This is a genomic window from Sphaerisporangium sp. NPDC049002 (genome assembly GCF_040649355.1).
Lineage (GTDB): Bacteria > Actinomycetota > Actinomycetes > Streptosporangiales > Streptosporangiaceae > Sphaerisporangium.
The window spans coordinates 1-20,654 of the sequence record NZ_JBEZFH010000064.1 but is presented as its reverse complement, the minus strand read 5'-3'; the positions used below and the strand labels follow the sequence as shown (position 1 = coordinate 20,654).

Sequence of the window (20,654 nt, the reverse complement as noted above, 5' to 3'; positions counted from 1 at the left end):
CCATCGAACGGGGCATTTCGGTCGTACTGGGATGTGTTTTCCTCAGGGGGAAATGCAGGAGAACGGGGAAGTGAGGGCGTCGTGCTGTTGCCGTATGCGCCGACCAGCGTCGCCGTCGCACGCCAGCGTCTCAGCGCCGATCTTGAGGCATGGGGAGTGTTCGCCGCCGCGGTGGAAGACGCCGTTCTTGTGGTGAGCGAACTGCTGAGCAATGCGTTGCGTCATGCCCACCCGCTGCCATCGGGCCAGATCATGGCCACCTGGGACTGGGCGGACGAACATCTCGAGGTCACGGTGAGCGACGGAGGAGCGGCCACGGAGCCCCGCGCGGGACGGCCGACCCTCTCCTCGCTCGGCGGGCGGGGGCTCGGAATCGTCGAGTTCCTCGCCGTGCGCTGGGGCGTACGCCATGACGGTGACGTGACCACGGTGTGGGCGGTCCTCCATGCCCCGGTCGCTGTCCTTAATTCGCAAGTCAGAACACCCGAAATGGGCGCCCTACGCGAGTGTGGTTAGACGTTCCCTGCTTATAGGGCAGGACATACAGCGCGGGCCGCCCCGGCCGCTTCCTAGTTCGCTGCCCGCAATACGGATGACCTTCACCCCCGAGGCCTCCAGGCGCGCGTTCGTCTCCACGTTGCGCTCGTAGGCCACCGCGACCCGCGGGGCGAGCGCGAGCGTGTTGTTTCCGTCGTCCCACTGCTCGCGTTCGGCGGTGACGGGGTCGAGCCCGGTGTCGATGACCTTGACCCGCTCGATGCCCATGGCCTGGGCCGCCGCCTCCAGGAAAGGGCGGGGCTCGAACACGCGCAGCTCGCCGTTCTCCATCGAGGTCACGGTGTAGGCCTGGAGTGAGTAGGCCACCGGCGGATACATGACCACGGTGTCCACGTCGACCATCGTGCAGATCGTGTCGAGGTGCATGGTGGCCCGCTGCTGGGCGATCGGCACCGCCAGCACGGTGTGCGCCAGCCCGGCCGCGAAGACGCGCCGGCAGAGGCGCTCCACCCCCGCCGGCGTCGTACGCTCACCGGTGCCCACCGCGATGACCCCCGGAGCCATCAGCAGCACGTCACCGCCCTCGACGTGTTCGAGCCAGGGTTCGTACAGGTGGTCCACCCCGGCGAACCTCGGGTGGTAGGTGTAGATCAGTCGGGTCAGGAGACTCTCTCGCGTACGGGCCGGCATGGCGAGGCTGGTCACGGCCACCCGGTCGCCGATCCACACGCTGGAGTCCCTGGTGAACAGCAGGTTCGGCAGGGGGTCGACGACGAAGTCGTGCCGGTCCATCAGGCCGTACACCAGGCCACGGCCGGTCTTCAGCTCCTCGCGGGCGAGCCCGGCGATCAGCGTCTGGGTGAGGTCCTCGGGGTCGAGCTCCTCCAGGTGGTCCCGCGTCAGCTGCGCGAGCCTGTCGCCGAGCTGCCGCTCCTCCAGCACGGCAGGGATGATCTCCTGGCGTGCGGAGTCGTACTCCAGCGTGTCCTGGAGCAGCTCGGTGAGGTAGAGAACCTCGACCCCGTGGTCGCGGAGCGACTGGGCGAACGCGTCGTGCTCCTCCTGGGCCCTGCCGACCCATGGGATGCCGTCGAAGAGCAGCTTGTCGCTGTTACGGGGGGTCAGCCGCTTGAGCTCGGCACCCGGCCGGTGGAGCATGACCGTCTCCAGCCGCCCGACCTCGCTGTCGGCACCGTTCATCGTTCGACCCTCCCGATTGAAACCACGTCGTTCCAACATTCAACGTTAGTGGCGCACAAGTACCCCAATCTGCATGAGGGCGTCGTATCAGGCCGGCTTGGGATACAGGATCGCCCGCTCTCCCGCCGTCCAGGCCGTGCTCACCAGCAGGTAGAGCCCCGCCGCGAGGGGCAGGAAGGCCGCGACCAGGATGGTCCCGAACGGCAGCAGCCGCAGTGCCCGGGGCTGGACGTCGCCCATGCGCCGCCAGGTCACCCACGCCAGGGCCGCGAGCACCGCGAACAGCCCCAGGAAGACCAGCGCGGCCGGGCTGAACAGGCCGCTTCCCGCGAGCACGGCGGCGAAGTGCTCGCCGAGCGGAACGCCGAGGGCGCTCTGGGCCAGCAGGAGGTTGGGGTGCCCGGCGATGGTCGCCGAGACGAACACCCGGTAGGTGATCATGAGGAACGGCGCCTGGGCGAGACCGGGCATGATGCCCGCGAACATCGACGTCCCCCCGGCGGCGTACAGCTTGGAGGTCTCCCGCATGAGCCGCTCCGGGTCGCGGGCGAAGCGCTTCCTCAGCGCCTCGACCTGCGGCGCGAGGCGCAGGCGCGCCTTCTGGGCCTTCGCCTGCCGCACGCTGAGCGGCAGGAGGAGCAGGCGCACGGCCAGGGTGAACAGGACGATCGCGAAGGCCGCGCCCGTGAGGGATCCAAGGCCGTTGATGAGCCGGTAGGCGGAGTCGATGACGGTGTCGAACATGGCGGGACAAGCCCCTTCGTCTATGTGGATGAACATGACGAAAGCGCCCGTGAGCGGCACGACTACCGGGACGCTAGACGGGCGCGGGGCCTGAGGATGGCGCTCTGGGGCGTGGGCGACCGGCGGCGGCCGGGTGGAGCATCCGTACGAAGACGGTGTGCGCGGCCCGCGGACGGTGACCCGAGGCCACAGCGACCGCGGGCGCCGACGCCAGCCGCCCGAGAGCCCAGGCGAAAAGCAGAAGGGTGACCCCCACGAGCCCGGCCGTCGTCAGCGTCGCCGGGCTGGTCGGCCAGGCGAGGAGCTGCGCGAGCAGCGCGATGGTGGTGGGGAAGCCGGTCATCCTACTTGTTCGACAGCTTTCCGACGACGGTGACGGCGGCGACGGCCACAAGGGCGACGACGGCGATGACGAGCAGGAGCTTGAAGATCCCCAGGACGAGCGGGAGCACGAGCCCGAACACCACGTAGAGTGCGAGCACGACGCCGAGGATTGAAAGAACGATGCGGGCCATATCCAGAAGGTACGTCGCACGGGGCCCGGCCGCGAGCGCACGACGATCTCTGGTCGAGATCGTGACCTCTGGGCCCGGCAGCCGGCTCTACGAGCCGGTATCGGTCTCACGAGCCGGCATCCGTCTTACGAAGTAGTGACGCGAGTCGTGTGGGCGGCCGGATCAGCCCTACCGTGGGGTGATGAGCGTGACGCCCCGACCTCGGATCCTCGTGGTGGACGACGACCCGACCGTGGCCGAGGTGGTCGTCAAGTACCTCGAACGCGACGGGCACATCGTCGAGAGCGTCGGCGACGGCGCCGAGGCGCTGCGCAGGGCCCTCGCCAACCCGCCCGACCTGCTCGTCCTCGATCTGATGCTTCCCGGCATGGACGGCCTCCAGGTCTGCAAGAGGCTCAGGGAGCGCTGGCCGGTCCCAGTGATCATGCTGACCGCCCTCGGCGAGGAGATCGACCGGGTCGTGGGCCTCGAAACGGGCGCCGACGACTACGTCACCAAGCCGTTCAGCCCCCGTGAGCTGGCCCTGCGCGTGCAGTCGGTCCTGCGGCGGGCGCGCGGTGCGCTGGTCACGTCGGGTACGGGCGTGCTGCGCGACGGAGAGCTGCTGGTGGACGTGGGGGCCCATGAGGTACGGCTGGGCGAGCACGAGATCACCCTCACGGCCCGCGAGTTCGACCTGCTGGCGTACCTCATGCGCAACCCGCGTCAGGCGTTCAGCCGGGCCGCGCTGCTCAGCCAGGTGTGGGGATGGTCGTTCGGCGACACCTCCACGGTGACCGTCCATGTCCGCAGGCTCCGGGAGAAGATCGAGCCTGACCCGACCGCGCCCCGACGCATCGTCACGGTGTGGGGAGTCGGGTACCGGTACGAGCCGGTCGAGGACGACACGGGCGGCGAACGGCCGTGATGGCCCTCACGGCTCCGGTCACTGTGGAGGGCCCGTGATCCTCCAGATCGTCGCCGTCACCGCCGGCCTGGGGCTACTGGTCGGCGGGGCCGGCCTAGCGGGCCTGTGGCTGCTGCGTGGACGTTCGATCGGCATCATGCTCGCCGTGGTCGCGGTGGTCACCGTCACGGCCACGCTCGCCGGGGTGGTGGCGATCACCATCGAGATGATCATCGACGGGCATCCCAAGAACGTCGTCCTCACCGTCGTCGCCGTCGCCGGGCTGGTCGGGCTCGGGGTCGCCATGGTGGTGGCCCGGCAGGTGGTCGCGGCCAGCAGGAGGCTCGTGGCCGCCGTGGAGGCCGTCTCGCCGTCGCGTGACTTCATCCCGCCGCCCGGCCGGCTCCCGGCGGAGCTGGAGACCATCTCCAGGGCCCTGGACCAGGCGTACGAGCGGCTGCGCGCGGGGCGGGAGCGTGAGAGGGCCCTGGAGGGCGCACGGCGCGAGCTGGTCGCGTGGGTGAGCCACGACCTCCGTACTCCGCTGGCGGGCATGCGCGCCATGGTGGAGGCGCTGGAGGACGGGGTCGTGGACGACGCCGCGACCGTGCGCCGCTACCACAACCAGATCAGGGTGGAGGTCGACCGGCTGTCCCACATGGTCGACGACCTCTTCGAACTCTCGCGCATCCACGCGGGCGCGCTACGGCTCTCCCCGCGGCGCATCGGGCTCGGCGACCTCGTGGCCGACGCGCTCGCGGGGGTGGAGGCCCTGGCCAGGGCCAGGGGAGTGCGCCTTGAGGGCGAGGCCGAGCCGGTGCTCCCGGTGTACGCCGACGCCGCCGAGCTGGGGCGTGCCCTGCGCAACCTCGTGGTCAACGCGATCAGGCACACCCCGGAGGACGGCACCGTGGTTGTACGCGCGGTCGCCGACATGGGCACCGTGCGCCTCTCGGTGGCGGACTGCTGCGGGGGCATCCCCGAGGACGACCTACCACGGGTCTTCGAAGTGGCCTTTAGGGGCGAGGCCGCGCGGACCCCTGGCCCCGATCGGGGAGCGGGACTCGGCCTGGCCATCGCGCGCGGAATCGTCGAAGCGCATGAAGGGGCCATCGCCGTCGTCAACGAAGGCGCGGGCTGCCGTTTCGAGATCATGCTTCCGGTCTGCGGTCCGGCGGCCTGACGTGCCGTTCTGGAGACCCGTCAGGGGGCCTTCGGCGGGGCCGCCGGTGAACCTGTAGCCGGAGATGTCGATGGACCCCTTGGCGCCGAGTGCCCCGTTCAGGCGGAACGAGGTGTTCGTGTCGAGGGGGCTGCTCGGTCCGGAGTAGTCGCCCGTGCCCTGGTAGGTCTCGCGACAGTCGTCGCCCGGCGCGGAGGCGTACTCGGCCGAGGCGAACTCAGCGGAGGTGTACTCGGCCGAGGCGTATCCGGAGGCGGCGTACTCGGCCGAGGCGTACTCGGAGGCCGGACTCGCACGCTCGTACAAGGGGAGCGCGTCGAGCGCCTCCGACATCGCCCGGAACGTCGGGCACGGCCAGCGCCACATGCAGCTCCTGCAGCGCAGGATCGGGTGAGCGGCGTCGCTCGTGATGCCGCCTGCGTCACGGGGCTGGTGCAGGTCGAGCAGGCGCAGGCCGAGCTCGGAGAAGCACAGCAACTCCGCGCGCGCGCCCACGAGCATGTCCAGATCGTCGACATGCAGGCGTGTCTTGATCGGAACGTAACCATCTCTGTTGATCAGGGACTGGAATGGCAGGGCCGCGTCCCCCCAGGCGCGGGCCCTGTCGGTGCGGGCGAGGATGGCTTCCAGTCGCTCGCGCATGCATTGTCGCTGGGGATCCTCAGGGATCTCACTGTTCATTCGCGCTGTCGGGCCCGTCGCGTTCCACGCCCGCCCCTCCTTGTCGAAGTGATGACCGGACGTGGAGGTTTCGGGCCTCCCCCCCTTCCGGCCGAGCCGGTGTCGCATAGCGTTAAGCTTTGCGTACTCAGCGTTTTCGTGGGGCGGAAACGGGGAACTAAGGGCGGACGACTCTTCGGTTATCGCGGTAGAGCGTGACCCGAGGGCGGTACGGCGCTAGTGTGCCCGCTGTGGAGCTCAAGGTCTCGACTCGATCACATGCCGATCACGCCATCTTGACGGTCGTCGGCGAAATCGACCTATATACCGCGCCTCGTCTTCAGGCGGAGTTCACCCGCCTGCTGGAGACCGGGCCCAACAGGGTCGTCATAGACATGTCCGGGGTGGAGTTCTGCGACTCCACGGGCATGAACGTGCTGCTGTCCGCACTCAAGCGCATGCGAGAACGCGGCGGCAGGCTGGAGGTGGCCTCGCCGCGTCCGGCCGTCCGTAAGATCCTCCAGGTGACCGGTCTCGACTCGGTGTTCACCGTGCACGACACCATCCCTGCGGAGTTGCTCACGGCGGAGCATCCGGGCTAGCGTCGACCGGTCGTCAACGGCAGCCAATCGGACGAGGAGCGATGAGCGACCCATCCGCGAAGCCGGACACAGCGGTGATCATCTCGGCCAAGGACGAGGCCGACCGCATCGGCGCCACCGTGACCGCCGCCCTGGCCATCCCCGGGGTCGACCTGGTCGTGGTGGTCGACGACGGCTCGTTCGACGACACGGGGCGGGTGGCCAAGGCCGCCGGCGCGCGCGTCGTGCGCCACAGCCGCAACCGTGGCAAGGCCGCGGCGATGGAGAGCGGCGCGGAAGCCGTGCGCCTGTTCGACGACGAGCAGGCCCGTCACCTGCTCTTCCTCGACGCCGATCTGGGCGACACCGCGGGTGAGGCCGCGCGGCTGATCGCGCCGGTCCGCGCGGGTTCGGCCGACATGACCATCGCCGCGTTCAGCACCCGCGTCAAGCTGGGCGGCCACGGCTTCGTCGTACGGCTGGCGCGCGAGGGCATCAAGCGGGCCTCCGGCTTCGCGGCCGGCCAGCCGCTCAACGGGCAACGCTGCCTGACCAGGGCGGCGTTCGAGGCGGCGCGTCCGCTGGCCCACGGGTTCGGCGTCGAGACCGGCCTGACGATCGACCTGGTCCGCAAGGGATTCCGGGTCGTCGAGGTCGAGGTCGACATGGCGCATCGCGCCACCGGCACCGACTGGCACGCGCAGCTCCACCGCGCCCGCCAGTTCCGCGACGTAGCCCTCGCCCTGGCCACCCGCGAACACGTCCTCACCACCCTGAAGCGCCCCACGAACACCCCCCGCTGACCGACCACCTCACGTCCAAGTGAAGCGTTGAAACCGCCTGAAAGGTCGCGCGCCATCGATGGGGCTGGAGCGGGCTGAGCGCTGCGCCGGTGAGGTGGCGCGAGCGGGTCGCGGGGTGTGCTGGAATCGTCCGGTGGATCGGGACGTGATGCGGGGGCGTGGCGGGCCGGCGGTGGTCGCCGTCGCGGGCATCGCGCTCAGCGTCGCCGTCACGATCGCCATCGGGGCACTCGGCCCGTCGGCCGTGGTCCCCGCGCTGCGCGGGCCCGCGTGGCAGCCGCCCTACTCCCTGGGCGCGCACCCCGGCGGCCACCTGGTCATCGCCATGGAGGCGGTGGCCATCGTGCTGGGCGCCCTCGGTCTCGGCGCCGGGCTGATCGCCGCGCGGCGCGGCTGGGCACCCGATCCCCGCAGGCTCCTGCTCGCCGGATGCCTCGCCGTCGCGGTCCTGGCCTTCCTGCCGCCGTCCGGGTCGGCCGACCATCTGAACTACGCGGCGTACGGCCGGATGGCGGCCCTCGGCCACGATCCCTACGCCACGGGCGCGATCGCACTGCGCGGAGACCCGGTGGCGAATGCGGTCGAAAGACCCTGGCAGGAGGAGCCGAGCGTGTACGGCCCGGTCGCGACGGCCGTGCAGGCTCTGGCGGGCCTGATCGGCGGCGACTCGGTTCGCCTGATCGTCTTCGTGCTCGCCGTCGTGAACGCCGCCGCCTTCGTCGCCACGGCGCTGCTGCTCCACAGGTTCACGAGGGACGACCGGGCGCGGCAGGCTCGCACGGCGCTGCTGTGGACGGTCAACCCCCTGGTGATCTACCAACTGGTCGCGGGGATGCACGTCGACACGCTGGCCGTCGTCTTCGCGGTCGCCGCGCTGGTCACCGTGGGAGGCAGGCGCTGGTGGGCCACAGGGCCGCTGCTGGGCCTGGCCATCGCGGTCAAGGTCAACGCGGGGCTGGTCGCGCTCGGCCCGGCATGGGAGCTGCGGCGGCAGCCGAGGAAGCTCGCGGTCGTGGCGGGCACGGCGACGCTCACCGTGCTGGTGGCCTATCTGCTGGCGGGTCCGCACTCGCTCGACCAGGTGCTGCACGCCAGCAAGTCGATCTCGTGGGCCACCCCCTGGCACCTCGTCCAGGGCGGCCTCCAGGCACTCTTCGGCTCGGGCGCCTATCGCGTCTGGATCCAGATCGGATCGCTCCTCCTCCTCGCCCTGATCGCCGCCTCCCTCCTCCGTCTCGGCACCGAGGTGTCGCCTGGTGGGAGGAGTGAGGTGCCGCCCGGTGGAAGTGAGGGGGCGTGGGTGGCCGTGGGGGTGGTCGTCGCCTGGTTGTTCGCCACGCCGTACGCCCTTCCCTGGTACGACGGGCTGGCGTTCGCGCTGCTGGCGACGGTATCGGCGACGGCCCTCGACGGCTTCATGGTCGCGCGCCTGGCCGTCCTCTCCCTGGCGTACCTTCCGGCACGCCAGGACGACCAGCCTCTCGATCTCCGATGGCTGGTCACGGTGGTGCGGGGTCAGGTGGTGCCGTGGATCCTGCTGGCGCTGACGGTCGTCCTGGTGTGGTGGGCCCTGAGCGCTGGAGCGCGCGGATCGACGCGGCGAGGGTCAGCGGCACCGCGACCGTGAGCGCCATGGCCGGGATCGCGATGCCGGAGTCGTTTATCAGGAAGCCGACCAGCGCGGTGGTGAGCACGCCGAACAACCCGGCCCGCAGCGCCGGGGCACGCGTGTAGGCGAGGCTGAGCGCCGAGGCGCCCCACCGCGACGGGCGGGCCAGCACGAGGTAGAGGAACGCCAGCGCAGCCAGCGAGAGCGCGGTGAGCTGCCAGTTTCCGAGCGTGCCGAGCATCGAGCTCAGCTTGCGGCCGATGACAGGCAGCGCCTCGCCCTCGATCACCTGCTGGACGAACGCCCCCAGATGCGTGCGCTGGTCGCTCGGACGCAGCCAGTCGGCCAGCGCGATCACGCTGATGAGGACCGCCCCGGCGACGGCGACGAGCGCGAGCCTGCCCGCCGTCACGCGCCGGCCGGCGAGCATCATGAAGAACACCGCGAAGCCGAGGACGAACGCGGGCACCCCGCCGAAGTCGGCGCCCCACGCGGGCCACCCGTCGGCGAAGATCGCGAGCAGGCCGTACGCGAGGCAGACGGACAGGGCGGTCACGCGTCGCCCGCGCTCCATGAGCACCTGCGCCACTCCGGCGAGAGCCAGGATCGTGCCCGTCGCGTACACGGCGAAGGCGATGTTGCTGAAGCCGTAGAACCTGCCGCCGGTGACCGGCTCGTAGCCGGTGACGGCGTTCACCTGGAGGCGCGACCCGGTCATCACGTCGATCAGGAGCGCGAGGGAGGTCACGCCCGCCACCACGGTGAGGGGGCCGAGCACGTGGGCACGCCACGGCCCGGCGAAGGCGAGCGCCGCCGTCAGCCCGGCGAAGCCCATGATCGTGAGGATCAGGGCGGCCATCGGGTGGGGCAGGTTCCACCAGGGAACGAGCTGCGCCAGGAACGTCGACACCGCCACCGCGCCACTCGCCACGGCCAGAACCCGCGTGGCCGCCAGAACCCGTGTACCACCCCAGCGGCGGCGGACGGCGAGGGCGGCGAGGCCGTAGAAGAGCAACTGGACGGTGACGAGGACCGCGTAGAAGGGCGCGCGCACCTTGACGAGGACCTGGCTGGCCAGGTCGGCGTCGGACAGCTCCCTGACGCTGTCCGAGACGGACGGCGATGCCGCGCCGCCGGACATCCAGGGGCGTCCGACGGATCCCTCGGGAACGGGCGCGCCGAGCAGCCCGAGAACCGTGGTCGTCAGGTCGGTGACGGTGACCAGGGCATCCTGGCGGGTCGACGAGGCCGTCAGGTGGCCACGGCGGTACGGTGCCCCGGCCGGGGACGGCCCCTCGGCCATGGCGACGTGGAGGTGTGAGGAGGCGGACGCGTCGGACAGGCCGGCGACGAGGGTGGTGGCTCCGGCGGGCAGCAGCCGCAGGATCTCGCCCACCCGGCGGTCGGCGCCCGCCACCGCCTGGGCGCGGGCCCGCCGGGTCAGGTCGGGGGGCGTCGCGGTCGCGGTCGCCCCCGGCTGGGTGATCCAGGCTCGGGCGAGGTCGTCGACGTCGGCCACCACCAGCGCGTACCGGCTCAGGTCGCCGAGAGCACCGGCGCTGTCGGCATATTTCGAGATCTTCCCGGTTTTGTCGGCTGCGCCGAGCGCGGCTCCGGGGCCGACGGCCGCCACGGTGCCCCCGGCGTCGCGTACGGCCTGACCGAGCAGGCCGATCGTGGCGCGGTAGGAGGTGGCGGCGTTGAAGGCCGCCAGCTCGGCCCACCCCGGCACGGTCGCCGAGCCGTCTGCGGACCGTTGCGGCGCCGGGGGGAGGGCACACTCGCTCGCCTCCGAGCCCGCCCGCTGGCCGGCCGAGACCGTCAGCCACCCGGCGACGGGACAGGTGCTCGGATGGTTCGGCCGGGGATAGGCGCGGATCGACATCGACGCCGACGCGCCCTTCCCGGCCAGCGCCCACAGGTTCGGCGTGCCGGTCTCGCTGAGATCAGCCCACCGCAGCCCGGGGACGCCGACCAGCACCACATGCCGCGACGGCGCCACGAGGGCGCTCGCCGGAGCACCGCCACGCGAAGCCGCCTGCGCCGCACCGCCCCATAGAGCCACCAACGCGAGGACGCACACCATCACCCCCCAGGCACGCGGAGCACGCCCAGACCACGCCGGAAACCGAGGACCCCCCCGACGCTCGCGCCGCGGCTGGAAGAGCCCCTGATGACCCGGGCCGCCGGGCCGCCGGGTCTCGGGGTCGGGCCATCTTCGGAGTCGAGAGCTTCCTTGGCGCTGGGGTTGTGCCCGGGAGAGATCGCGGGGTGGTTGTTCGCGACCCACGCGAGGGGGCGGGACGGGGTGGGTCGTGGCGTCTCGCGTGTGCAACGGGAACCTCGCTTCCACCCTCTGAGGACGACTTCGCCTGAAACCTTAGCCAGAACCCCGGGCCTTCTTCGCAGCTCAAAGATCATCTTGTGGACGACCGGCCGGAAGCGGGGATTCGACCGCGGACCAGGTTTCGCGAGGGCAGGCGGTAGCCTGCCACGTCGTGGGGACTGGTGAGGTGGCGGTGGCCGGGCGGCGGTGGTGGACATGGCCGCTCGTCTTGCTGATCATCGGCGTGGCCGCGGTTCCGCTGGTGAGTTACTGGCTGACCAATCCCGCGGATCAGCGCCTGGTCGACCTGGACGTCTACCGCACCGGCGGCGAGAGCGTCCTGCTGGGGCTCCCGGTCTACGACGTGATCACCCCCGCGCCCCAGTTGCTGCCGTTCACCTATCCGCCGATCGCCGCGCTGCTGGCCACTCCGCTCGCCGCGATGTCGTGGCCGGTGGCCCAGTGGGTGTGGACACTCGGAGTCCTCGCCTGCCTCACCGTGACGGTCTGGTACAGCTTCCGGGAGCTTCTGGCACGCGCCGAGCATCTCGTACGCCCGAGGCGGCGCGTGTGGGCGGTGGCCGTGCTGTGCGGCGTGCTCACGGTGGCGTGCATGTATCTGATGCCGATCAGGGATCAGGTCCGTTTCGGCCAGGTCGACATCCTCCTGGTGATGCTCTGCCTGGTCGACTGCGTGGCCCGCAGGCCCTGGTGGCCGCGCGGCATGCTGATCGGGCTCGCCACGGCGGTCAAGCTCACACCCGGTGTCTTCCTGATATATCTGCTGATCACCGGGTTCGGGAAGGACGGCGTGCCCGAGCAGCGGAAGACCTTCTTCATGGCCGCCTTCACCACGGCGCTGCTGACGGTGCTGCCCTTTCTGGTGATCCCGCACGACGCCGCCGACTTCTGGTTCTCCGCCCTGCTGGACTCCGACCGCGTGGGGTCCAACACCTCCACGACCAACCAGTCGATCCGTGGGATGCTGCTCCGCCTCTACCTGCCCGGGTGGATCACTTCGGTGCTCTGGCTCGCACTGCTGGCCGTCGTCGCGTGGTACGGCTTCCGCCACGCCCGCCGGGCCCTGCTCGAAGGCGACCGGATGACCGCGGTGGCGTTGACGGGACTGCTGGCCGTGCTGCTCTCGCCGGTCGCGTGGATCCACCACCTCGCCTGGATGGTCGTGGCCCTCGCCGCGCTCGCCGGATCCCGCCTGCGCGCCGCTCCGCCCCCTGAAAGCGCGGGAGCCGCCACAAGCGCGGGAGCTCCCACAGTGGGCCTGTGGAACCGGCTCCGTGGCCCGGCCTGGTTCTGGGTGCCGGTGGGTGCCTGGATCTATTACGTGCTGCCGATTCCTTGGTGGGGCGTCTCGCTGCGCGCCGCGGAGATTCCCGTCCTCAGCCCCGTGGCCGGGCGGATCGTCCAGGACGCCTTCGGGCTCGGCGCGATCGGCGTCATGTGGCTGCTCGCCCGTCGTACGAGCGGCGCCCCGGCCACGACGGGCCGTACGAGCGGGCTCCGATGACGCGTCAGCTGAGCCCCGTATCGTCCCACGTAAAATCGGGTAAAAGGCGTAAATATGCCGGGTAGGGGGTGGTCACCGGCCGGTAGCCTCTCTGGTATGCCGAAACTCGCCTACCTCGGACCCGAGGGCACCTTCTGTGAAGCGGCCCTGCGGATCCTCGCACCGGACTCCGAGCGCCTGCCCTGTGCCAACGTCACGGCGGCGCTGGAAGCCGCGCGGAGTGGCGAGGCCGACGGCGCCGTGGTCCCCCTGGAGAATTCCGTCGAGGGCGCGATCACCGTCACGCTCGACGAGCTGGCCTGGGGCGAACCTCTCCTGATCACCGCCGAGCTGCTGCTGCCCGTGGAGTTCTCGCTGCTCGTACGGCCCGGCACCGCGATGCCTCACATCAAGCGGGTCTACACCCATCCCGCCGCGATCACCCAGTGCCGCAACTTCCTGGCCCGCGAGCTGCCCGACGCCGTGGTCGTCGCCGCGCCGTCGACGGCCGCCGCCGCGCTTGAGGTCTCCATGTCCGGCTCCCCGTACGACGCCGCGATCGGCCCCGCCATCGCGGGCGAGCACTACGGGCTGGTCGAGCTGGCGTCGCGCATGGGCGACCGCGACGACACCGTCACGAGGTTCGTCCGCGTCTCCCGGCCGGGGGCGCTGCCCGAGCCCACGGGGGCCGACCGCACCTCTCTGGTCGCCTTCCTCCGCGACGACCACCCGGGCGCGCTGCTGGAGATGCTGAGCGAGTTCTCGGTACGCGGCGTCAACCTGACCCGCATCGAGTCGCGTCCGACCGGCGACGGCATCGGGCGCTATTTCTTCCACTTCGACGCCGAGGGGCATGTCGTCGAGGAGCGCGTCGGCGAGGCGCTTTCCGGCCTGCGCAGGCTCTCCGACGATGTGCGCTTCCTCGGCAGCTACCCCCGGGCGGACGGGCTCTCGCCGCAACTCAAGAGGGGTACGACCGACTCCGACTTCGCCGAGGCGGCCGACTGGATCACCAGGATCCGTACGGGACAGGTGTAACAGATCACATCCGGCCGCAATAGGCGCGCGAGCGCCGGGCGGACATCGGTAGCCTTTGTCACGTGATTGACCTGCGTACCCTTCGTGAGGACCCGGACCGGCTACGGGCGTCGCAGCGTGCCCGCGGTGAGGACGACTCCGTCGTCGACACGCTGCTCGACCTGGATGAACGCCGCAGAGGCGCGCTGAGCGGCTACGAGTCGCTGCGCGCGGAGCAGAAGAGCGTCGGCAAGTCGGTGTCCACGTCCTCCGGCGACGAGCGGGCCGCGCTTCTCGCGCGTGCCAAGACGCTCGCGGCCGGCGTGAAGGGCGCCGAGGCCGAGGCCGAGAAGCTCGCCAAGGAGCTCGACGCGCTGCTGATGGCCGTGCCCAACATCATCGAGGAGGGCGCCCCCGTCGGCGGCGAGGACGACTACGTCGTGCTGGAGGAGGTCGGGGAGAAGCCGAGCTTCGACTTCACCCCCCGCGACCACCTGGAGCTCGGCGAGATGCTCGGGGCGATCGACACCGAGCGCGGCGCCAAGGTGTCGGGTGCCCGGTTCTTCTTCCTGACCGGCGCGGGCGCCCGGTTGCAGCTCGGTCTGCTCAACATGGCGATGCAGCAGGCCATCGAGGCCGGCTTCACGCCGATGATCACCCCGGTGCTGCTCAAGCCCGAGGCGATGGCGGGCACGGGCTTCCTCGGGTCGCACGCTTCGGAGGTCTACCGGCTGGAGGCCGACGACCTCTATCTCGTCGGCACCTCGGAGGCCCCCATGGCCGCCTACCACTCCGACGAGATCCTCGACGGGAAGTCCCTCCCGATGCGCTATGCCGGGTGGTCGTCGTGCTTCCGGCGCGAGGCGGGGTCGTACGGCAAGGACACGCGGGGCATCATCCGGGTCCACCAGTTCGACAAGGTCGAGATGTTCTCCTACTGCCGTCCCGAGGACGCGCGCGAGGAGCACGCCCGCCTTCTGGAGTGGGAGAAGGAGATGCTGGCCAAGGTCGAGCTGCCGTACCGGGTGATCGACACCGCGGCGGGCGACCTCGGTTCGAGCGCCGCCAGGAAGTTCGACTGCGAGGCCTGGCTGCCGACGCAGAACCGCTACCTGGAGCTGACCTCGACGTCCAACTGCACCGAGTTCCAGGCCAGGCGGCTCGCTGTGCGCTACAGGGACGCCGAGGAGAAGCCCAGGCACGTCGCCACCCTCAACGGCACCCTGGCGACCACACGGTGGATCGTGGCCATCCTGGAGAACCACCAGCAGGCCGACGGCTCTGTGGTGGTGCCCAAGGCACTGCGCCCATATGTCGGACTGGACGTGCTGGAGCCGGTCAAGTAGACGCTTTTGTGATGAGTAAGCCGCTTATCCCGACTTGCGGGTAAGCGGCTAACTCTCACACTGTCTGTTACGAATGTCCGCTTTGTCAGAACGGCGGGCTTGTTATACGACACGAAGGCGGGGTTCGCCTGACGCGAACCCCGCCTTCTGTGTGTCAGTGGTCAGACGGCGCGGACCTGCGACGCCTGCGGGCCCTTCTGCCCCTGCGTGACCTCGAACTCGACCCGCTGGCCGTCTTCGAGGCTGCGGTAGCCGTTGCCGACGATCTCGGAGAAGTGCACGAAGACATCCGGAGCTTCACCGTCGGGTGCGATGAATCCGTAGCCCTTCTCGGCGTTGAACCACTTGACGGTTCCCTGAGCCATTAAAGCTCTCCCTGCAATTGATCTTGGGGTTCACACCTCGCGAACCCCGGGTTGTGTCGCACAGCTTCCCGGGGCCGCTCAGACAGTCAAGCTGGTTCTGCACATCGGGTTCAGCTAATACAACGCCACCACATCTAACACCATCAGAGCGCCTTTGTTCCCCCTCCTGGCGAGATTCTTTTACTCTCTGGGCTGACGCCGGACCTGGGCCCAGCACAGGGCAAACTAGACGTTGTTATGGTCAGCCCCAGACTCGTCGCCACCGACCTGGACGGCACCGCCCTGCGGTCGGACGGCACCGTCTCCCCGCGCACGGCGGCCGCGTTCGCGCTCGTCGAACAGGCGGGTGCGGTCCTCGTGTTCGTCACCGGCAGGCCGCCCCGCTGGATGGGAATCGTCGCCGGGGCGGTGCGCCACCGCGGGCTCGCCATCTGCGCCAACGGGGCGCTCGTGTACGACCTGCACACCGAGCGCATCGTCGAGTCCCACCTCATCGACCCCGAGGTGCTCTCGGAGGCGGTGCGCCGCCTGCGTGACCGGCTCCCCGAGCTCAGCTTCTCCGTGGAGTACGAAGGAGGGTTCGCCCATGAGAGCGAGTTCCGGCTCGGCGGCTGGGACAGCCGTGAGGCCTCAGGGCTCCGCGTGGGCGCCGCCACGCTGATCTCACGGCCCTGCGCCAAGCTCCTGGCCTTCCACCACAACATGAACCCCGACCTGCTCCACCTCATCGTCACGGAGGCCGTGGGCGATCTGCTGACGGCCACCCACTCCAGCGGCAGAGCGCTGATCGAGATGAGCGCCCGGGGGGTGACGAAGGCCACCGCGCTCGCCACGCTCGCCAGGCGTCACCTCATCAACGCGGGCGAGGTGGTGGCGTTCGGGGACATGCCGAACGATCTTCCGATGCTCGGCTGGGCCGGCACCTCGTACGCCGTCGCGAACGCCCATCCTGACGTGCTCGCCGCCGTCACCCATGTGACGGCGGCCAACGACGACGACGGGGTCGCCCTGATCCTTGAGAAGCTCTACGGGTGACCGGAGGGGCCGCGGCTACAGGTAGGGGCCGGAAGCGCGGTGCGGCGGCTGCTCCTCCTGCGACATGCCGCCGGGCAGGGCACGCCGCATCTGCTCCAACTGGGCCCTGGCGGCCATCTGCTGCGCGAACAGCGTGGTCTGGATGCCGTGGAACAGGCCCTCCAGCCAGCCGACGAGCTGGGCGTGGGCCACGCGGAGCTCGGCGTCGCTCGGCGGGGGGCTGTCGTCGCCGCCGGTGAACGGCAGGGACAGCCGCTCAAGCTCGTCGACGAGCTCGGGGGCGAGGCCGTCCTCCAGCTCCTTGATAGAGCTTTGGTGGATGTCCTTGAGGCGCTTGCGGCTCGCCTCGTCGAGAGGCGCCGCGCGGACCTCCTCAAGGAGCTGACGGATCATGCTACCGATGCGCATGACCTTCGCGGGCTGCTCCACCAGCTCGGCGACCGAGCGCTCCGAACGCTCCTCGTGCTCGCCGTTCTCCCCCTCGACCGTCAGGCCATCGGGGCCGACGACCACGATGTGCGGGGTGCTCTCCTCAGCATTCATGCCATTCAACCTAGCTCACCTGGCCAGCAGGACTTTCCCGATATGGTCACCGGATTCGAGGATCCGGTGGGCCTCCGCGGCCTCGGCCATCGGCACCACCGCGTGGACGATCGGCCGGACCGCTCCCGCCTCCACGAGGGGCCACACGTTCTCACCGACCCCACGGACGATGACGCCTTTCTCCGGTACGGGCCGGTTGCGCAGGCCGGTGGCGTGGATGGAGGCGCGCTTCGCCAGCATCGCGCCGAGGTCGAGCTCCCCCTTCGTGCCACCCTGGAGGCCGATGACCGCGAGCCGCCCGCCGGTGTTCAGCACGGAGATGTTCTTCCGCAGGTACTTCGCGCCCATGATGTCGAGGACCACGTCGGCGCGGACCTTCTCGGCGAAGTCCTCCTCGCGGTAGTTGATCGCCTCGTCCGCCCCGAGTTCGAGGCAGCGCGCGACCTTCTCCGCCGTGCCGGCCGTGGTGATCACGTGGGAGCCGAAGGCCTTGGCGAGCTGGATGGCGCAGGTGCCGATCCCGCTCGCGCCGCCGTGGACCAAGAGCGTCTCCCCGCGCCGCAGCCGCGCCGTCATGAAGACGTTCGACCACACGGTGCAGGCGACCTCGGGCAGAGCGGCGGCCTCCACGAGCGTGATCCCGGAGGGGGCGGGGAGCACCTGCTCCCAGGGGACGGCCACCTTCTCGGCGTAGCCGCCGCCGGCCAGCAGCGCGCACACCTCGTCCCCCACAGCGAAGCCCTCGACGTCCTCGCCGACCTCGGCGACCACTCCGGAGCATTCGAGGCCCGGGTGATCGGGGGCGCCGGGCGGAGGCGGATAGAGGCCCTGCCGCTGCATCAGGTCGGCACGGTTGACCCCGGCGGCGGTCACTTCGATCAGCACTTCTCCCCGTGCTGGACGGGGATCTGGAACCTCCCGCCACTCCAGCACCTCGGGTCCACCGGGCTGGGATACAACGATCGCGCGCATGCGACCAAACTATCCGGGTAGCCAAGTCGGCGGTTGACCACGTTGGTCGTGATTGCGGGCGGTAATCTTCAATCTATTTGCTGCCCCTTTAGCCCAGTCCCGAGGGGGAACACGGTGGCAAGACACGATCGTGAGGATCCTCACTCCCTTGAAGAGCAACTCGCCTGGCTCGACGCCATCAAGGAGAACGAGGAGGCGCCCGTCCCGGTGACCGTCACCGCGGACGACACCGTGGTCTCGCCATATCCCAAAGATCCCTGGGCCATGGTTCCCGCGGAGCCCCCGGCGCCGTCGTCGCCGCTGTTCCGCGCCGCAGGCGACCCGGTGCACGGCACCACGCAGCCCGACGACACCGCGGCCGAGCGCGGCAACGACACGACCGAGCTCCGTCCACCGGCGGCCGAGGGTCTCGGCGGCTGGGGCAAGAAGGAGGACGTCCCGCCGTCCTCGCCGGGCGGCGGGCGCGAGACCGGCGCCTTCTCGGCGCCCATCACAGGGCCGTCCGAGCCGCTTTCCCGCTCCGGCACCTCCTCGTCCGCGGGCGGCTCCTTCGGCGAGCGAGCCCCGTCCTCAGGGGCGGGTGCGTTCGGTGAGCGCTCCCCGTCCTCCGGGAGCGGCGCCTTCGGAGCCTTCGGCGACCGTCCCGCCTCCTCAGGCAGCGGCGCGTTCGGCGAAAGGCCTTCGCCGTCCGGCAGTGGGGCTTTCGGTGAGCGGTCCTCGTCGCCGTCCGGTAGCGGGGCGTTCGGTGAGCGGCAGTCGCCTTCGGGCGCAGGCGCGTTCGGGGATAGGTCCGCGTCCGCCGCCGGCGGTGCCTTCGGCGAGTCCGCTTCGCCGGCCGCCTCCGCCTCCGCGCCGTCCGCCCCGGAGCAGTCCGTCAGCGACGACACCGACAGCTTCACGTTCGGCTCGCTGACCGAGGAGCCTCCGGGCGCCACCGGCTCCGGCTGGGCCCCTATGGGGCCCCTCACCTCCGGCAAGGGCGACACACCCAAGCCGTACGAGCCGGAGCCCGAGACGACCGGCGAGCAGTCGGTGCGCGGCTGGCTGGAGGCCGCGCTCCCGGCGGCGGAGACCGTCGAGGCCGACCCCGAGCAGGAGCGGTTCAACGCCTTCATCTCAGCGGGAGGCCCCGACACCGATGATGTCGTCGTGCCGCGCGTGGAGCACGCGCTGTACGAGCCCGAGAAGCCCCCGCCCGCTAAGCGGCCACCGGCGCCCGCCACCGAGGCCAAGGCGCAGGCGGCCCCGTCCCCCGAGCCGGCGACGCAGGAAGACCCGCCCGACGAGCAGCGTGAGCCCTACCGTGCGCGCCGGAGGCAGTCGCCGCAGCCGGTGCACTCCCTCCAGCCGGCCTTCGGCGCGCCCACACGCCAGACAGGGGCCGCCAAGGCGGCGATCGGCGTCAGGCAGACCGCCGACAGCCTCGACCCGGTGTCGTTGCTGCGCGGACGCAGGAACGCTCCTGCGGGCGGCTGGCGCAAGCTCGTCTTCAAGGCGTCCGCCGGGCTGATCAAGCCGGGGGAGTCCCCCGAGGTGCGCCGCCGCCGCGAACTGGTCGCGCGCGCCCGTACCCCGGTCGCGACCGGGCATCACCGGGTGGCCGTCCTCAGCCTCAAGGGCGGTGTGGGCAAGACGACCACGACCGTGGGCCTCGGCGCCACGCTGGCCTCCGTACGGGGTGACCGGGTGATCGCGGTCGACGCCAACCCCGACCGCGGGACGCTGTCGGACAAAGTGGAGCTGGAGACGTCCGCGACCGTACGCGACCTGCTCAACGAGCGGCAGCAGATCAAGCGATATGTCGATATAAGAGCGTTCACCTCCCAGGCGCCCTCGCGGCTGGAGATCCTGGCCTCCGACCGCGACCCCTCGGTGTCGGAGGCGTTCAGCGCCGCCGACTACCAGTCGGTCTCCCAGGTGCTGGAGAACTTCTACTCGATCTGCCTGACCGACTGCGGCACCGGCCTGCTCCACTCGGCGATGTCGGGTGTCCTCGGCCTGGCCGACCAGCTCGTGCTGGTCAGCTCACCTTCGGTGGACGGCGCGAGGGCCGCGTCGGCGACCCTCGACTGGCTGGAGGCGCATCACTACGCCGACCTGGTCAAGGCCGCGACGGTGGTGCTGTGCAGCGTACGGCCGCGCTCGAAGTCGACCGTCGATCTCGACCGGCTGGAGGCACACTTCGCCGCCCGCTGCCGCGCCGTGATCCGCGTGCCCTACGATCCCCATCTGGAGGAGGGCGCCGAGATCGACCTCGACCGCCTGCAGCCGGCCACGCGGGAGTCGTACCTGCTTCTGGCGGCCTCGGTGGGCGACAACTTCGGAGGCGCCCACGCCTGACTCCGGAGGGCCTGTGGCGGAGGGTGTGGGATTCGAACCCACGAGGCCGTCGCCGACCTGGCCGCTTTCAAGGCGGCTGCACTCGTCCACTATGCGAACCCTCCAGTGCGACACCAACGATAGCGGTGCCGGGCGGGCGCTCGCGCGCGAGTAACCGTCGTACGGCCCTATTCGTACGGCTCGTCCTTCCTACGGCCCGTCATTCGTACGGCTCGTCGGGCTGCTTGACCTTGACGACGGCGGTGGCCCTCAGCTCGGGGGCCACCGTACCCTTCGGCAGCTGGTCGTACGGGGTGGGCACCCACGCGCCCGTCACCTCGACCCACGTGTCGTCACGCGGCGCGGGGACCCCGAGCACGGCCACCTTCAGGGGGAACGCGTCCGCCGCGCAGCACCGCAGCTGCATGCGGGTGAGGTACCACTGGCCCCTCTTCTTGGAGTGGATCGCGAAGCCGGTCAGCTTGACCTGCCTGTCCAGCAGCGAGCGGTTCGTGTCGCCCCAGGCCCGGCCGATGAACTCGCCGAGC

The 20,654-nt window shown here is 70.5% G+C and carries 18 protein-coding genes, 1 tRNA gene and 1 pseudogene; 11 read left to right on the top strand and 9 right to left on the bottom strand.

Features of this window, described 5'->3' with window-relative positions:
- Positions 1-81: 81 nt before the first annotated feature.
- Entirely contained in the window at positions 82-516 is a 435-nt protein-coding gene (locus AB0B89_RS15610; RefSeq protein ID WP_358552748.1) for an ATP-binding protein, read from the top strand.
- On the opposite strand, the gene AB0B89_RS15605 is transcribed toward AB0B89_RS15610, so the two are convergent.
- The 4 genes from AB0B89_RS15605 to AB0B89_RS15590 all read right to left on the bottom strand — a co-directional run bounded on the left by AB0B89_RS15605 (position 499) and on the right by AB0B89_RS15590 (position 2,957).
- Entirely contained in the window at positions 499-1,698 is a 1,200-nt protein-coding gene (locus tag AB0B89_RS15605) for an arginine deiminase (protein WP_358552746.1), read from the bottom strand. The genes AB0B89_RS15610 and AB0B89_RS15605 overlap by 18 nt on opposite strands.
- An 87-nt stretch (positions 1,699-1,785) precedes the next feature.
- Positions 1,786-2,442 carry a membrane protein insertase YidC gene (gene yidC / locus AB0B89_RS15600; protein ID WP_358552744.1) on the bottom strand — a complete coding sequence of 219 codons (657 nt, stop codon included), beginning with the start codon at positions 2,440-2,442 and terminating at the stop codon, positions 1,786-1,788.
- Between the two features lie 73 nt (positions 2,443-2,515).
- Entirely contained in the window at positions 2,516-2,785 is a 270-nt protein-coding gene (locus AB0B89_RS15595) for a DUF6412 domain-containing protein (protein WP_358552742.1), read from the bottom strand.
- 1 nt (position 2,786) lies between these two features.
- Complete coding sequence (locus AB0B89_RS15590) at positions 2,787-2,957, bottom strand: hypothetical protein (protein ID WP_358552740.1); 171 nt, start codon at positions 2,955-2,957, stop codon at positions 2,787-2,789.
- Between the two features lie 181 nt (positions 2,958-3,138).
- On the opposite strand from AB0B89_RS15590, the gene AB0B89_RS15585 reads away from it, so the two are divergent.
- The 8 genes from AB0B89_RS15585 to serS all read left to right on the top strand — a co-directional run bounded on the left by AB0B89_RS15585 (position 3,139) and on the right by serS (position 14,872).
- A complete protein-coding gene (locus tag AB0B89_RS15585; protein WP_358552738.1) occupies positions 3,139-3,864 on the top strand; it encodes a response regulator transcription factor in 726 nt (241 codons plus the stop codon).
- Between the two features lie 34 nt (positions 3,865-3,898).
- Positions 3,899-5,026 (top strand): HAMP domain-containing sensor histidine kinase, encoded by a 1,128-nt coding sequence (locus tag AB0B89_RS15580; RefSeq protein WP_358552736.1) that lies wholly within the window; start codon positions 3,899-3,901, stop codon positions 5,024-5,026.
- 911 nt (positions 5,027-5,937) lie between these two features.
- Positions 5,938-6,288 carry an STAS domain-containing protein gene (locus AB0B89_RS15575; RefSeq protein ID WP_358552734.1) on the top strand — a complete coding sequence of 117 codons (351 nt, stop codon included), beginning with the start codon at positions 5,938-5,940 and terminating at the stop codon, positions 6,286-6,288.
- Between the two features lie 41 nt (positions 6,289-6,329).
- Positions 6,330-7,070 (top strand): glycosyltransferase, encoded by a 741-nt coding sequence (locus AB0B89_RS15570; protein ID WP_358552732.1) that lies wholly within the window; start codon positions 6,330-6,332, stop codon positions 7,068-7,070.
- 133 nt (positions 7,071-7,203) lie between these two features.
- On the top strand, positions 7,204-8,697 hold the full coding sequence (gene mptB, locus AB0B89_RS15565; protein WP_358552730.1) for a polyprenol phosphomannose-dependent alpha 1,6 mannosyltransferase MptB: 1,494 nt from the start codon (positions 7,204-7,206) through the stop codon (positions 8,695-8,697).
- Between the two features lie 2,480 nt (positions 8,698-11,177).
- Entirely contained in the window at positions 11,178-12,530 is a 1,353-nt protein-coding gene (locus tag AB0B89_RS15560; protein ID WP_358552728.1) for a glycosyltransferase 87 family protein, read from the top strand.
- 96 nt (positions 12,531-12,626) lie between these two features.
- On the top strand, positions 12,627-13,547 hold the full coding sequence (gene pheA, locus AB0B89_RS15555; protein WP_358552726.1) for a prephenate dehydratase: 921 nt from the start codon (positions 12,627-12,629) through the stop codon (positions 13,545-13,547).
- Positions 13,548-13,609: 62 nt separating this feature from the next.
- Positions 13,610-14,872 (top strand): serine--tRNA ligase, encoded by a 1,263-nt coding sequence (gene serS, locus AB0B89_RS15550; protein ID WP_358552724.1) that lies wholly within the window; start codon positions 13,610-13,612, stop codon positions 14,870-14,872.
- A 161-nt stretch (positions 14,873-15,033) separates the two neighbouring features.
- Here the strand turns inward: serS and AB0B89_RS15545 are convergent, their stop codons facing one another.
- Complete coding sequence (locus AB0B89_RS15545) at positions 15,034-15,237, bottom strand: cold-shock protein (RefSeq protein ID WP_262840623.1); 204 nt, start codon at positions 15,235-15,237, stop codon at positions 15,034-15,036.
- A gap of 237 nt (positions 15,238-15,474) precedes the next feature.
- On the opposite strand from AB0B89_RS15545, the gene AB0B89_RS15540 reads away from it, so the two are divergent.
- Positions 15,475-16,272 carry an HAD-IIB family hydrolase gene (locus tag AB0B89_RS15540; RefSeq protein WP_358552722.1) on the top strand — a complete coding sequence of 266 codons (798 nt, stop codon included), beginning with the start codon at positions 15,475-15,477 and terminating at the stop codon, positions 16,270-16,272.
- A 15-nt stretch (positions 16,273-16,287) separates the two neighbouring features.
- Here AB0B89_RS15540 and AB0B89_RS15535 read toward each other — a convergent pair whose 3' ends face one another.
- Together AB0B89_RS15535 and AB0B89_RS15530 are read right to left on the bottom strand one after the other, a co-directional pair.
- Positions 16,288-16,815, bottom strand: coding sequence for a bacterial proteasome activator family protein (locus tag AB0B89_RS15535; RefSeq protein WP_358552720.1), 528 nt, complete (start codon positions 16,813-16,815; stop codon positions 16,288-16,290).
- A 15-nt stretch (positions 16,816-16,830) separates the two neighbouring features.
- Entirely contained in the window at positions 16,831-17,787 is a 957-nt protein-coding gene (locus AB0B89_RS15530) for an NAD(P)H-quinone oxidoreductase (RefSeq protein WP_358552718.1), read from the bottom strand.
- 114 nt (positions 17,788-17,901) lie between these two features.
- On the opposite strand from AB0B89_RS15530, the gene AB0B89_RS15525 reads away from it, so the two are divergent.
- Complete coding sequence (locus tag AB0B89_RS15525) at positions 17,902-20,127, top strand: AAA family ATPase (protein ID WP_358552716.1); 2,226 nt, start codon at positions 17,902-17,904, stop codon at positions 20,125-20,127.
- A 14-nt stretch (positions 20,128-20,141) separates the two neighbouring features.
- Here AB0B89_RS15525 and AB0B89_RS15520 read toward each other — a convergent pair.
- Both AB0B89_RS15520 and AB0B89_RS15515 read right to left on the bottom strand, forming a co-directional pair.
- A tRNA-Ser gene (locus tag AB0B89_RS15520) sits at positions 20,142-20,231 on the bottom strand.
- 95 nt (positions 20,232-20,326) lie between these two features.
- Positions 20,327-20,654 (bottom strand): annotated as a pseudogene (locus AB0B89_RS15515) (TIGR03943 family protein); the annotation flags it as partial.

Excerpts from the sequence above, each read along its gene's own strand:
- AB0B89_RS15605 (WP_358552746.1), bottom strand. The coding sequence starts at position 1,698 with ATGAACGGTGCCGACAGCGAGGTCGGGCGGCTGGAGACGGTCATGCTC.
- yidC (WP_358552744.1), bottom strand. The coding sequence starts at position 2,442 with ATGTTCGACACCGTCATCGACTCCGCCTACCGGCTCATCAACGGCCTT.
- AB0B89_RS15595 (WP_358552742.1), bottom strand. The coding sequence starts at position 2,785 with ATGACCGGCTTCCCCACCACCATCGCGCTGCTCGCGCAGCTCCTCGCC.
- AB0B89_RS15590 (WP_358552740.1), bottom strand. The coding sequence starts at position 2,957 with ATGGCCCGCATCGTTCTTTCAATCCTCGGCGTCGTGCTCGCACTCTAC.
- AB0B89_RS15585 (WP_358552738.1), top strand. The coding sequence starts at position 3,139 with ATGAGCGTGACGCCCCGACCTCGGATCCTCGTGGTGGACGACGACCCG.
- AB0B89_RS15570 (WP_358552732.1), top strand. The coding sequence starts at position 6,330 with ATGAGCGACCCATCCGCGAAGCCGGACACAGCGGTGATCATCTCGGCC.
- pheA (WP_358552726.1), top strand. The coding sequence starts at position 12,627 with ATGCCGAAACTCGCCTACCTCGGACCCGAGGGCACCTTCTGTGAAGCG.
- AB0B89_RS15545 (WP_262840623.1), bottom strand. The coding sequence starts at position 15,237 with ATGGCTCAGGGAACCGTCAAGTGGTTCAACGCCGAGAAGGGCTACGGA.
- AB0B89_RS15540 (WP_358552722.1), top strand. The coding sequence starts at position 15,475 with ATGGTCAGCCCCAGACTCGTCGCCACCGACCTGGACGGCACCGCCCTG.
- AB0B89_RS15535 (WP_358552720.1), bottom strand. The coding sequence starts at position 16,815 with ATGAATGCTGAGGAGAGCACCCCGCACATCGTGGTCGTCGGCCCCGAT.
- AB0B89_RS15530 (WP_358552718.1), bottom strand. The coding sequence starts at position 17,787 with ATGCGCGCGATCGTTGTATCCCAGCCCGGTGGACCCGAGGTGCTGGAG.